The organism is Spirillospora sp. NPDC047279, assembly GCF_040643285.1.
Lineage (GTDB): Bacteria > Actinomycetota > Actinomycetes > Streptosporangiales > Streptosporangiaceae > Spirillospora.
In genome coordinates this window covers 111,392-124,294 of sequence record NZ_JBEYUA010000022.1, presented here as the reverse complement: position 1 = coordinate 124,294, position 12,903 = coordinate 111,392, and the positions used below count along the sequence as shown (strand labels likewise).

Below are 12,903 nucleotides of genomic sequence, written 5' to 3'. Positions count from 1 at the left end.
GCCACGAATTTCTCTCACGGCAGGACGCCGGGACCGCGCTGTCAGGCTACGGGGAGGGCGTTGTTGAGGCGGAGTCTCGCCTGGTCGAATCTGTGGAGGATCAGGCGGGCCACGGCGTCGTGGGCGCCGATGGGGGCGCTGGCCGCGTCGGCGCCGGCGTCCACGATGCGGCGGTGGAACAGGCCCGGGGCCAGCAGGTACGACGCGACGACCACGCGTCCGGCGCCGGACCGGCGGCAGCCGGCGACGACCTCCGGCAGCGCCGGGCCGTCGGCGGCGACGAACCCGATCGGCACCGGCCGGCGCAGCCTGCGCGACAGGATGCGGGCGGCGGCGCGGACGTCGGTGACGCCCGCCGGGTCGGACGACCCCGCGGCGCCGAGGACCACGGCGTCCTCGCGGCGCAGCGCCGGCCCCTCGGCCAAGGCCTCCCGCAGGCGGTCGAGCATGGCGGCGGCGAGCATGCCGTGCGGGCCGAGCGGGGGCGTTGTCACCACCTCGGGGTGCAGCCGTTCCGCGCGGCCGGGAATGTCGATCAGCGCGTGGTAGCCGCGGGCCAGCATCAGCGGCACCGCGACGACCGGCCCGCCGATTCCGCCCAGCGCGTCCTCCAGACCCGGCTCGGCGATCTCGGCGTACGCCTCGTCCACCCGCAGCCACGGGCGCAGCGCCCGTACCCGGTCCAGCAACGCCCGCACCGTGGCGGGCCCGTCGGGGTCCCGGGTCCCGTGCGCGACCGCCAGCAGCGTCGCCTGCTCGTCCCTCACCTCAGCCACTCATCTCCGCTCGCATCGGGTCGATCATTCGCGGGTCGCAGGCCAGCCGGTATCCGCGCTTGACCACGGTCTCGACGATGCCGGACCGGCCCAGGCCCCGGCGCAGGCGCGCCACGGCCATCTCCACCGCGTGCTCGTCGGCCTGCGGCCGCCCGTCCCTGCCCCAGGGGGCGCCGCCCACCATCAGCCGGCTCGGGAGCACACCGCACAGCTCGGCACGCGACACCACGTGCCCCGGGCGCCGTGCCAGCGCCCGCAGGATCGCCATCGGCGCGGGCGCGATCGGCTTGAGCTGGCCGTCGAGGACGACCGCGTGGCCCCGCAGTTCGAGGGAGAAGCCGCGCACCTCCAGGCGCCTGGACCTGCGCTGCGGCAGGTCCGACACCAGGGCCCGCACCATCGCGCCGATCCGGGCGCGTTCGGGCTGGACGGTCGGCACGCCCTTCTCGGTGAGCCGCTGCGCGGTCACCGGCCCGACGCAGGCCGCCACGACGTGCGTGCGCAGCGCGTCGAGCAGCGGCTCCTCCAGGCCGTCCTCCGCGGCGACCGCGAGCGTCGCGGCGACCGCGGGCGAACTGGTGAACGTGATGGCGTCCACCGTTCCCGCCACCGCCTGCCCCACCAGCCGCCGCAGCGGCGTGGAGTCGTCGGTCCGCGACCACCGGTACACCGGGATCTCGATCACCTCGGCGCCGGCCGCCCGCAACGCCCCGGTGAACTCGGGCAGCTGCTCGCCGTACAACTGGACGGCGATGCGGGTGCCGTTCAGGTCCTTCTCCAGCAGGTGCTTGAGCACCTCGGCGCAACTCTCCGACTCCGGCGACCACACCTCCTGGAGGCCCGCCGAACGGATCGCGCCGCGCGCCTTGGGCCCCCGGGCCAGCATGTCGACCTGGGACAGCCGCTCGATCAGCGCGTCCCGCAGCCCCCAGCCGTCCGCGGTCTCCAGCCAGGCGCGGAAGCCGATCCCGGTCGTGACGACGACGTGGTCCAGCTCCCGTTCGATGCAGTCGCCGGTGGCGTGCAGCAGGTCGGCGTCGTCCGACAGCGGGATCAGCCGGATCGCCGGGGCGTGCACCACCCGCGCGCCGCGCCGCTCCAGCAGCGTGGCCAGTTCCTCGTGCCTCCGGTCCGCGGTCACCCCGACCGCGAACCCGGCGAGCGGTTCACTCTCGGTGCTCATCTGGTCCTCGGTCGTCGCCATGGGACAGCGCCACCTCCACACGGTCTCCCACCGGGTTCCGGCGGATCGGGAAGGTGGGCAGCGCCACCTCGGGATCGGCCAGGCACACGCCGGACCGCAGGTCGAAGACGTCCTTGTACATCGGCGACGCCACCGTCGGGGTGCCGCCGCGGCTGCCGAGGATCCCGCGGGAGATCACGTAGGCGCTGCTGAACGGGTCGAAGTTGGAGACCGCGAACAGCTCGCCCTCGAAGGTCTTGAAGATCGCCACCTGCACCCCGGCGACCATGGCGCACACGCCGCGCTCGGGGATCAGGTCGGTGTACGAGCAGACGTCCGCCCAGCGGGCGGTGGTCAGGGGGAGCGTCACGGGAGCGGTGGGGAACGTGAGGTCGGGTGTCGTGGTCATCGTGCGGCCACCTCCAGGTGTGGCCCGGTCACCAGGACCGGCTTGATCTGGTCGCGTTCGTTCTCGAAGACGATGCTGGGATCGGGGGTTCCGGGAGCGTTGACGAAGGACACGAAGCGGCTGAGCTTGTCGGGATCCTCGATCGCGTCCTTCCACTCGTCGGCGTACGAGCCGACATGCCGGTCCATCGCCGCGTCCATCTCGGCGCAGATGCCGAGACGGTCCTCGATGACCACCTCGCGCAGGTAGTCGAGGCCGCCTTCGAGGGCCTCCAGCCAGCTCGCGGTGCGCTGCAGCCGGTCGGCGGTGCGGATGTAGAACATCAGGAACCGGTCGATGTAACGGACGAGCTCCTCGTCGGTCAGGTCGGTGGCGAACAGGTCGGCGTGCCGGGGGCGCATGCCGCCGTTGCCGCCGACGTAGAGGTTCCAGCCCTTCTCGGTGGCGATGACGCCGAAGTCCTTGCTCTGCGCCTCGGCGCACTCGCGCGCGCACCCCGACACCGCGGACTTGAGCTTGTGCGGGGCGCGCAGGCCGCGGTAGCGCAGCTCCAGCAGGATGGCCATCGCGACCGAGTCCTGGACGCCGTACCGGCACCAGGTGGACCCGACGCACGACTTCACCGTGCGCAGCGCCTTGCCGTAGGCGTGCCCGGACTCGAACCCGGCGTCCACCAGCCGCTTCCAGATCAGCGGCAGCTGCTCCACGCGCGCGCCGAACAGGTCGATCCGCTGACCGCCGGTGATCTTGGTGTAGAGGCCGAAGTCACGGGCGACCTCGCCGATCACGATGAGCCTCTCCGGTGTGATCTCGCCGCCGGGGATGCGCGGCACCACCGAGTAGGTGCCGTTCTTCTGCATGTTGGCCAGGAAGTGGTCGTTGGTGTCCTGCAGCGCGGCCTGCTCGCCGTCGAGGATGTGCCCGTTGCCCAGGCTGGCCAGGATCGAGCCCACCGTCGGCTTGCAGATGTCGCAGCCGCGCCCCTGCCCGTGCTGGTCGATGAGCTGGGTGAACGTGGTGATCCCGCGCACCCGCACGATGTCGAACAGCTCGGCGCGGCTGTAGTCGAAGTGCTCGCAGATCGCCTTGCTGACCTCGATGCCGGCCGCCGTCAGCTCGGCGTCCAGGATCTTCTTCACCAGCGGCACGCAGCTGCCGCAGCTGGACCCCGCCCGGGTGCACGCCTTCACGGCCGGGATGTCGGTCAGGCCCTCGTCGCGGATCGAGCAGCGGATGTGGTCGGCGTCGACGTTGTTGCAGCTGCAGATGACGGTGGCGCCGGGCAGGTCGCCGCCGGCCGCCTCGGTGCCGCCGAAGAGCGCCTGCTCGGGCGTGCCGGGCAGTTCCGCGCCGATGTAGGCCCGCAGGGTCGGGTACGCCTCGGCGTCGCCGACCAGCACGCCGCCGATCAGCGTCCGCGCGTCGTCGCTGACGATGAGCTTCTTGTAGATCCCGGCGACCGGGTCGGTGTAGGTGATGTCGAGCGCGCCCTGCTCGGGGCCGGCGAACGGGTCGCCGAAGCTGGCGACGTCCACGCCCATCAGCTTGAGCTTGGTCGACAGGTCGGCGCCGGCGAAGGCCGCCTGGCTGCCGCCCCCGCCCGCCAGCGCCAGCAGCCGGTCGGCGACGACCTCGGCCATGCTGAAGCAGGGCGCGACGAGGCCGTACACCTGGCCGCCGACGAGCGCGCACTCCCCCACCGCGTAGATCGCCGGGTCGGCGGTGCGGCAGCTCTCGTCCACGACGATGCCGCCGCGCTCCCCCACCGGCAGGCCGCAGGCCCGGGCCAGCTCGTCGCGCGGCCGGATGCCCGCGGAGAAGACCACGACGCCGGCGTCGATCGCCGAGCCGTCCGACAACGCGACCTTCGCGACCGCGCCGTCGTCGCCGGCCTCCAGGCCCGCCATCGGCGTCCCCGCGTGCACCTTCATGTCGAGGGCCTCGATGTGGCGCCGCAACATGGCGCCGCCGCCCTCGTCCAGCTGCCGCGGCATCAGCCAGGGCGCGACCTCGACCACGTGGGTGCCGACGCCGAGCCCCTGGAGGGCGCGGGCGGCCTCCAGGCCGAGGAGCCCGCCGCCGACCACGACGCCACCGGCCCCGGGCCTTGACATAGTAAGGTCCGCGCAGTGCGCCCGCAGCGCCTCGAGGTCGTCGATCGTCCGGTACACGAAGACGCCCGGCAGGTCCCTGCCCTCCACCGGCGGCACGAACGGCGCCGACCCGGTGGCCAGCACCAGCGCGTCGTAACCGATCTCCCGCCCGGCCGCGGTCGTCACGACCCGGGCCTCGCGGTCGATCCCGGCGACCGGGTCGCCGGTGACCATCTCCACGTCCGCGTCGTGGGCCGGGTAGGCCAGCTCCGCGTCCTCCGTCAGGTAGGAGGTCAACGCCACCCGGTCGTAGGCGGTGCGGATCTCCTCGCCGACCACCGTCACCCGCCAGGCGCCCGCGGTGTCGCGCTCGCGCAGCGCCTCCACCAGCCGGTGCCCGGTCGGCCCGTGACCGACGACGACCACCCTCATACGCTCGTCTCCTCCATCACCCATGGGGCCGATCCTCAGCAGGAGCGGTTTCGCGGTTGCGTCCCCTTTGTCACCGGCGTGTTAAAAGACGCTCACGTTGAAATCGAATCGTGGTCATCCCGCAATCGTGAAACCGGAAATCAATGACGTTCTTTCGCGAACACAAAACCCCGCCGCTCTCGCGACGGGGTTCGGTGGACTTCGGGCGTCCCGGCGGGCTCAGCCGACGGGTGCGGACTCCTGCTCATCCAGCCAGGCCACTATGCCCTCCAGGGCGTCACGGCAGCCTCCGCACCCGGTGCTCGCCCTGGTCCCGGCGACCACTTCGGCCGCCGAACGCGCACCTTTCTCCCAGCACGCACGTATTTGTCCCTTGGAAACGTTGTTGCAGTGACAGACCGTCGCCGCGTCCGGCATCCGCACCGGCGAATCGGCGGCCTGCGCGCCGCCCATCCCCGGGAAGAACAGGCTGAGCCGGTCGGCGGGCAGCGGCGACGAGCGGTCGTACAGCTGGGTGAGCGTGCCGGCGGTGCTGGTCTCGCCGAGCAGGATCGCGCCGATCACCCGGCCGTCCCTGATGACGACCTTCTTGTACGTGCCGCGGCTCGCGTCGGCGAACTGCATGATCTCGACGTCGGGGTCGTCGTCGCCGTGGTGGGTCTCCCCCATCGCGGCCAGTTCCACGCTGGCCGCCTTCAGCCGGGTGATCTGCCGCGCGCCGGTGAAGCGGGCCGCGCCGTCCGCGCCGGTGAGCACGTCGGCCAGCACCGTCGCCTGCTCCCAGGCGGGCGCGACCAGGCCGTACACCACGTCGCCGTACTGCGAGCACTCGCCGATCGCGCGCACGCGGGGGTCGGTGACCGAGGTCAGGGTCTCGTCCACCACGATGCCGCGGTCGATCTCGAGCCCGGCGGCGCGGGCCAGGCCCACCTCGGGTTTCACCCCGCACGCCATGACGACGACGTCGCCCTCGATCGTCTGGCCGGATGCCAGCTCGACCCCGGTGACCCGCACGCTCGGCGACTCGTGGGGGGACGACCCCCCACGCCCCCCGCACGGCGTGGCCGTGGGATGGGGGACGTCCTCGCCGACGCGCAGCCCGGTCACGTTGGCCTCCAGGAGGGCGCGGATCCCGAGGCGGCGGAGGGTCCGCGCCAGCACCTTCCCGGCCCCGGGGTCGAGCTGGCGTTCCATGAGGTGACCGGCGAGGTGGACGACGGTCACCTCCAGCCCGCGGCCCGCGAGCCCGCGCGCGGCCTCGATGCCCAGCAGCCCGCCGCCGACCACCACGGCGGTGCGGGCGTTCGCGGCGGCGTCGAGGATCGCGCTGCAGTCGTCCAGCGTGCGGAAGGCCACCGCGCCGGGCGGCAGCCCGCCCTCGGTGCCCGGGATCGGCGGCACGAACGAGGTGCTGCCGGTCGCGATCACGAGGGTCTCGTACGGGGTGACGCTGCCGTCGGAGGCGTGCACGGTGCGCGCCGCGCGGTCGATCCGCACGACCTCCACGCCCGGCCGCGCGTCGACGTCGTTGCGCTCGTACCAGGCCGGGTCCACCAGGCCGATCTGGTCGGGCCCGGAGACGCCGGCCAGCACGTTCGACAGGAGAACCCGGTTGTAGGGCTGCTGCCGCTCCGCGCCGAACACCGTCAGGGGCGTCTCGCGGTCCCGGTCGCGCAGTTCGGTGACGAACCGCGATCCGGCCATCCCGTTGCCGATGACGACGATGCTCACAGCTTCGCTCCGTTCGGTGTCGCCGGTGCGGCGGACGCCGCCGGCTCGAGACGTACGGCGCACACCTTGAACTCCGGCATGCGCGACATCGGGTCGAGGGCCGGGTTGGTGAGCAGGTTCGCGCGCCCGTCCCCCGCCCAGTGGAAGGGGATGAAGACGGTGTCGGGCCGGATGGCGTCGGTCAGCCGCGCCCGGACCGTGGCGGTGCCGCGCCGGCTCGCGACCCGCACGTCGACGCCCTCCTCGATGCCCAGCCGGTCGGCCAGGTCGGGGTGCATCTCGACGAACGCCTCCGGCGCGGCGTCGACCAGCGGGCGCACCCTGCGGGTCTGCGCGCCGCTCTGGTACTGGGCCAGGACGCGGCCGGTGGTCAGGTAGACCGGGTACTCGCCGTCGACGTCCTCGGCGGCGCCGTGGTGCTCGACGGCGGTGAAGCGGGCCCGGCCGTCCGGCGTGGCGAACCGGTCGAGGAACGGCCGCGGCGTGCCCGGGTGCCCCTCGCCGGGGCACGGCCAGAACACGCCGCCCTCGGCCTCGATCCGCTCGTAGGTGATGCCCGAGTAGTCGGCGAGGCCGCCCGCGCTGGCGGCGCGCAGCTCGTCGAAGACCTCGGCCGGCTCGGTGCTCCACTTGCCCGGCGCGTCCAGCCGGTCGGCCAGCGCGGCGATGATCTCCAGGTCGGAGCGCACCCCGTCCGGGGCCTCGACGGCCCGCCGGCGGCGCAGCACCCTGCCCTCGAGGTTGGTCATGGTGCCGGACTCCTCGGCCCACTGGGCGGTCGGCAGCACCACGTCGGCCATCTGCGCGGTCTCGGAGAGCACGAAGTCGGCGGCGACCAGCAGTTCGAGGGCGCCGATGCGCTCCTGGACGGCGGCGGCGCGCGGCGCCGACACCACCGGGTTGGACCCGAACAGCAACATCGCCTTCGGCCCGCCGTCGGTGCCCAGCGCCGACAGCAACTCGTAGGCCGAACGCCCGGGACCCGGCAGGGTCTCCGGGTCGACGCCCCACACGCCGGCGACGTGCTCGCGCGCGGCCGGGTCGTCGATCTTCCGGTAGCCGGGCAGCTGGTCGGCCTTCTGGCCGTGCTCGCGCCCGCCCTGCCCGTTGCCCTGCCCGGTCAGGCACCCGTAGCCGGAGCCCTCCCGGCCGGGCAGCCCCAGCGCGAGCGCCAGGTTGATGAACGCGGTCACCATGTCGGTGCCGCGCGCGTGCTGCTCGGCGCCGCGCGCGGTGAGGATGAGCGACCGCCGGCCACGGGCCAGCAGGCGCACGGTCTCCCGCATGTGCGGGACCGGGACGCCGGTGATCCGCTCGACCCGTTCCGGCCAGTAGCCGTTCACCAGCGTGCGCACGGCCTCGAAGCCGCCGGTGCGGGCGGCGATGTAGTCCGCGTCGACCAGGCCCTCGGTGAGGGCGAGGTGCAGCAGCCCGTTGGCCAGCGCCAGGTCGGTGCCAGGCGTCGGCTGGAGGTGCAGGTCGGCCTGCTTGGCCGTGCCGGTCCGGCGCGGGTCGACCACGATCAGGGCGCCGCCCCGGTCCTGCATGCCGGTCAGGTGGCGCATGAACGGCGGCATGGTCTCGGCCACGTTGCCGCCGACCACCAGGATCGTGTCGGCCAGGCCCAGGTCGGTGATCGGGCCCGGCAGCCCGCGGTCCATCCCGAACGCCCGGTTGGTCGCCGCGGCGGCCGAGGACATGCAGAACCGGCCGTTGTAGTCGATCTGCGACGTGCGCAGCGCGATCCGGGCGAACTTGCCCAGCTGGTAGGCCTTCTCGTTGGTCAGGCCGCCGCCGCCGAAGACCGCGACGGCGTCCCTGCCGTGCCGCCTCCACAGGTCCTCGATCCCGGCGGTGATCCGGTCCAGCGCCTCGTCCCAGCCGCACGGCTCGAGCGGGCCGCCGCGCCGCGCGCGCATCAGCGGGGTGGTCAGCCGGTCCGGGACCGTGAGCATCTCCGCGGCCGTCCAGCCCTTCTGGCAGAGGCCCCCCTGATTGGCGGGCACGTCCTCGCGCGGGGTGACCCGGACGGGCGTCCCGCTCAGGGTCATGCCGCACTGCAAGGCGCAGTAGGGACAGTGCGTCGGGGTCTCGGTCATGTTCCGAGAGTGTTCGGGGGGGATTTCGCGGTTGCGTCCCGCTTGTGACCCGGATGTTAAATGCCGCTCACGCGGCCTCATTGTCCAAGGTCAGGGTGGTATGGCGGACTTCACCGCCGCAGTGCGATCACGTGTCGAGCGTTGTCGGACCCGGTCAGGGCCCATTCGGCGCCGCCGGGCGCGGTACCGAACGGATTCGCGGTACCCCCGCGATCCGGCGCACGGAATAGGTGCCCGACCTCATACGACCGCACCGAATCTCCTTCTGCTGCGCCTAACCTCGGAGCATGCCGGACCTTGCTTACTACGCCTCGCTGCCGCGCACGCGAGGTGCCGCCGCGGCCCTCCTGCTCGACGACCTCGGGCGGGTCCTGCTGGTGAAGCCCACCTACAAGGAGGGCTGGTTCCTGCCCGGCGGAGTCATCGAAGAGGGCGAGTCCCCCCTCACCGCCTGCGTGCGCGAGTGCCAGGAGGAGCTCGGCTTCGTCCCGCGCCTGGACGGGCTGGTCTGCGTCGACTGGGGCTCGCCCCGCGACGGCGTCGACGCGGTCAACGTCTTCGTGTTCGCCGGCGCCGTCACCGCCGCCCAGGTGGGCGCGATCCGCCTGCCGCCCGACGAGCTCTCCGACCATGTGATGGTGGCCGTCGAGAAGGTGCCCGAGCTGGCGCCGCCGCACATCGCCCGCCGCATGGAACCCAGCCTGCGCGGGATCGCCGAGCACCGCGCGATCTACCTGGAGGACGGCCGCGAGCCCTCCTTCATCGCCCTGGGCGATCATGTGGACGGCGCCCTGGGCGACGCCGGGGAGAGTCACTCCGGGTGACCGGGATAGAACCCGGCCCCGGGTGGGTAGATCGCGTACGACGGCGACGGGTGGAGAAAACGGGGGAACCGTCCATGGCAGCCTGCGAAGTCTGCGGCAACGACTACGCGATGAGCTTCGAGGTGCACGCGCAGGGCGCGGTGCACACCTTCGACTCGTTCGAATGCGCGATCACCCGGATGGCGCCGATCTGCGAGCACTGCGAGTGCCGCGTCGTCGGCCACGGGGTCGAGGTCGACCGGCACTGGTACTGCTCCGCGCACTGCGCCCGCGCCGCCGAGCACGGCCGCGCGGACCTGGTCGTGGACCACGTCACCCAGGGCCGCGCGTGCGAGAAGGCCAACGCCTGACCCGCGCCTGACCCGCGCCTGACCCGCGCCTGGCCCGCGCCTGGTCCGCGCCTGGTCCGAGGCTGACGAACGCGCACGGGCTCCGGGCGCTCACACCTCGCACCGGGTGCGGTGCAGCGGAGTTATCACTGCCGCATTACGCGAAACACACCGGCGAAATCCGGGACTCCTAGCGTCGGCGACGCCACAGCGACCGACGAGGAGTCCCGATGACCGTCACCACCGACGTCAAGCAGAGAGGCCGCGGGCGGCCGCTCACCCGCCTCAAGGGCCACTGGATCGACGACTGGCGGCCCGAGGAGCCCGAGTTCTGGGCGAACGGCGGCGCCAAGGTCGCCCGCCGCAACCTGATCTTCTCGATCTTCTCCGAGCACATCGGCTTCTCGGTGTGGACGATGTGGTCGGTGCTGGTGCTGTTCCTCGGCCCCGCGTACAACATCGACCCGGCCGGCAAGTTCATGCTGACCGCGGTGCCCGCCCTCATCGGCTCGGTGCTGCGGCTGCCGTACACCTTCGCCGTGGCCAGGTTCGGCGGCCGCAACTGGACCATCTTCAGCGCGGCGCTGCTGCTGGTGCCCTCGGTGCTGGCCGCCTTCCTCATCGAGCCGGGCGTCTCCTACGGCACGCTGCTGATCCTGGCGGCCGTGGCGGGCGTCGGCGGCGGCAACTTCGCCTCCTCGATGGCCAACATCAACGCCTTCTACCCGCAGCGGCTCAAGGGCTGGGCGCTCGGCATCAACGCCGGCGGCGGCAACCTCGGCGTGGCGGTGGTGCAGCTGGTCGGCCTGCTGGTGCTGGCCACGGCGGGCAACGGCAGCCCCGGGCTGGTCGCCGGCGTCTACATCCCGTTCATCGTGCTGGCCGCGCTCGGCTCGGCGCTCTACATGGACAACCTCAGCCAGGCGCGCAACGACAAGGGCGCGCTGCGGGACGTGAGCAGGGACGCGCACACGTGGATCATGTCGATCCTCTACATCGGCACGTTCGGCTCGTTCATCGGGTTCGGCTTCGCCTTCGGCCAGGTGCTCCAGGTGCAGTTCAAGGCCGACTTCGACACGCCGATCAAGGCGGCCTACCTGACCTTCCTCGGCCCGCTGCTGGGCTCGCTGATCCGCCCGGTGGGCGGCTGGCTGGCCGACAAGCTGGGCGGCGCCAAGGTGACCTTCTGGAACTTCGTCGCCATGGCGGCGGCCGCGTCCGTGGTGCTCGCCGCCTCGACGCAGGAGTCGCTGCCGCTCTTCCTGACCGGCTTCATCCTGCTCTTCGTCTTCAGCGGGGTCGGCAACGGCTCGACCTACAAGATGATCCCGGCCATCTTCCGGGCGAAGGCCGAGCTGGGCGTGGCCAACGGCGGCGACCCGGTGCGCGCCGACGCCGAGGCGCGGCGGCTGGCCGGGGCGCTGATCGGCATCGCGGGCGCCGTCGGCGCGTTCGGCGGGGTGCTGGTCAACATCGCCTTCCGCCAGTCGTTCCTCACCACCAAGACCGGCGACGGCGCCTACATCGCCTTCATCGCCTTCTACGCGCTGTGCTTCGTGCTGACCTACCTGGTCTACATCCGCACGCACGGCCGCAAGCTGGCCGGGGTCTGACCCGGCCCCCGGACCCCGATCAGGCGCGCCGGCCGCGCACCCGGCGACGGCCGGGGGCGGCCGGCGCGTCGCGTCCGCTCCGCGCGCCGGCGAGCGAACCGGCCGCGGGCGCCGTGCGGTCCGGCCAGTCGGGCGAACGGCCGGACGAGCGCAGCACGGCCTCCCACGCGTCGCCCGCGACCAGCGGCAGGTGCGGCACCCCCCAGTGCCAGGCGGACACCAGCAGCTCGGGGTCGTCCGGCCGGTAGTCGGCGCCGATCGCCTTGGCCAGGTCCCAGGCGTGCAGGTGCCACTCCACGCACGCGGCGCCCGCGTGGTCGCCCACGGTGTACTTGGTGCCGCGGTAGATCAGGTGCGTGCGGTCCCACATCTCGGGCATCAGGTCGGCGTACGCCCCGGCCGACACCGTGAACGCCATGATGCGCGAGGGCGCGGCCTCGGGCGGCAGCACCGCCAGCTCGGTGGCGTTCTGCCGGGCCTGCTGCCGGATCAGCACCGCGGTGGCCGCGTCCTGCGCGAACAGCTTGGCCAGCCGGCTGTCGGGCGAGTCCTGGAGGTACTCCAGGTAGTTCTCGGCGACGCAGCGGAGATGGCCGGCCAGATCGAGGGCCTGCCAGTCCGCGCACGGGGTCGGCACCCCCCAGTCGCCGACCTGGGCCGCCAGCGCCCGGATCGCCTGCACTCCGTCCTCATAGGACTCGAGTACGCGATGCCGATCAGGCGGCGTGCGCTCCACGTGAATGTCCCCCCGCGGTCAGAGCACCGTGATGTCGTGCAACCCTGTCGCCGGGCGGTCCCGCGGCGCCGCGCGGTCCCCCCGCGACGTGCGATGCGAGGAGCCCCCCGGCCTTCCCCGAGAGGGTAGATTCTCAGAACTCGGCGGCCGGTGCCACTCGGTGACGACGCTGTGTCGCGAAGTCGCGGGCCCCGGCCCCGGCTCAGGCCCGGCTCAGACGGCGACGGCGGGGCTGGTGCGGTAGGTCATCCGGTGGACCTCGCGCGCGGTGCGGATCCGGTCGACCTCGTCGGTCCACGGGCGCACGGCCGGGCGCGCCTTGGCCTTGCGGTAGGCGATCTCGGCGTCGCGGCGGGCCTTGGCGTCGGCGGAGGGAGCGGCGTAGCTCTTGGGGCCGGCCTCGGCCCGCTCGGCGGCCTCGGCGGTGAGCAGCACGCCGGTCAGCGCGACGTCGAACGCGATCGCGAGCTCCCGGCGCCCGTCCGCGGGGCCCTCCCCCGCCTCGGCCGCGCGCAGCTCGCCCTCGGCCTGCTCGGCGCGCGCCAGGCGCTCGCGGTACTCGCCGGCCAGCCGCTGGTCGGCCTCGTACAGCTCACTGACGTCCTTGCTGACCCGGCGGCCCAGCGACATGGGGTGCTCCTTCACGTTCCGTTCTAGATCCAACTCGGTGCCCAGCGT

Annotated in this window: 11 protein-coding genes; 3 read left to right on the top strand and 8 right to left on the bottom strand. The window is 72.9% G+C overall.

Annotated features, from left to right (window positions below; genetic code table 11):
* Positions 1-41 precede the first annotated feature (41 nt).
* The 6 genes from ABZ810_RS40565 to ABZ810_RS40540 all read right to left on the bottom strand — a co-directional run bounded on the left by ABZ810_RS40565 (position 42) and on the right by ABZ810_RS40540 (position 8,723).
* Complete coding sequence (locus ABZ810_RS40565; protein ID WP_358412239.1) at positions 42-776, bottom strand: sirohydrochlorin chelatase; 735 nt, start codon at positions 774-776, stop codon at positions 42-44.
* Positions 769-1,959, bottom strand: a complete 1,191-nt coding sequence (locus tag ABZ810_RS40560) for a uroporphyrinogen-III synthase (RefSeq protein WP_358412293.1) — start codon at positions 1,957-1,959, stop codon at positions 769-771. Before ABZ810_RS40560 ends, ABZ810_RS40565 begins: the two co-directional genes overlap by 8 nt.
* On the bottom strand, positions 1,943-2,368 hold the full coding sequence (gene nirD / locus ABZ810_RS40555) for a nitrite reductase small subunit NirD (RefSeq protein WP_358412238.1): 426 nt from the start codon (positions 2,366-2,368) through the stop codon (positions 1,943-1,945). The genes ABZ810_RS40560 and nirD overlap by 17 nt, the downstream gene beginning before the upstream one ends.
* A complete protein-coding gene (gene nirB / locus ABZ810_RS40550) occupies positions 2,365-4,893 on the bottom strand; it encodes a nitrite reductase large subunit NirB (RefSeq protein ID WP_358412237.1) in 2,529 nt (842 codons plus the stop codon). Before nirB ends, nirD begins: the two co-directional genes overlap by 4 nt.
* Positions 4,894-5,112: 219 nt before the next feature.
* Positions 5,113-6,624, bottom strand: coding sequence for an FAD-dependent oxidoreductase (locus ABZ810_RS40545; protein ID WP_358412236.1), 1,512 nt, complete (start codon positions 6,622-6,624; stop codon positions 5,113-5,115).
* Positions 6,621-8,723: a molybdopterin oxidoreductase family protein gene (locus tag ABZ810_RS40540; RefSeq protein ID WP_358412235.1), complete on the bottom strand. Its 2,103-nt coding sequence runs from the start codon at positions 8,721-8,723 to the stop codon at positions 6,621-6,623. Before ABZ810_RS40540 ends, ABZ810_RS40545 begins: the two co-directional genes overlap by 4 nt.
* A gap of 287 nt (positions 8,724-9,010) precedes the next feature.
* On the opposite strand from ABZ810_RS40540, the gene ABZ810_RS40535 reads away from it, so the two are divergent.
* The 3 genes from ABZ810_RS40535 (at position 9,011) to ABZ810_RS40525 (ending at position 11,489) form a co-directional block, all read left to right on the top strand.
* Positions 9,011-9,547: an NUDIX hydrolase gene (locus ABZ810_RS40535; RefSeq protein ID WP_358412234.1), complete on the top strand. Its 537-nt coding sequence runs from the start codon at positions 9,011-9,013 to the stop codon at positions 9,545-9,547.
* A gap of 74 nt (positions 9,548-9,621) precedes the next feature.
* Positions 9,622-9,897: a hypothetical protein gene (locus ABZ810_RS40530; protein ID WP_358412233.1), complete on the top strand. Its 276-nt coding sequence runs from the start codon at positions 9,622-9,624 to the stop codon at positions 9,895-9,897.
* A 209-nt stretch (positions 9,898-10,106) separates the two neighbouring features.
* The gene (locus ABZ810_RS40525) at positions 10,107-11,489 is read left to right on the top strand and encodes an MFS transporter (RefSeq protein ID WP_358412232.1); all 1,383 of its coding nucleotides are present in this window, start codon (positions 10,107-10,109) and stop codon (positions 11,487-11,489) included.
* A 19-nt stretch (positions 11,490-11,508) separates the two neighbouring features.
* Here the strand turns inward: ABZ810_RS40525 and ABZ810_RS40520 are convergent, their stop codons facing one another.
* Entirely contained in the window at positions 11,509-12,171 is a 663-nt protein-coding gene (locus ABZ810_RS40520) for a maleylpyruvate isomerase N-terminal domain-containing protein (protein WP_358412231.1), read from the bottom strand.
* Positions 12,172-12,438: 267 nt separating this feature from the next.
* A complete protein-coding gene (locus tag ABZ810_RS40515) occupies positions 12,439-12,855 on the bottom strand; it encodes a plectin (protein ID WP_358412230.1) in 417 nt (138 codons plus the stop codon).
* Positions 12,856-12,903: the final 48 nt, after the last annotated feature.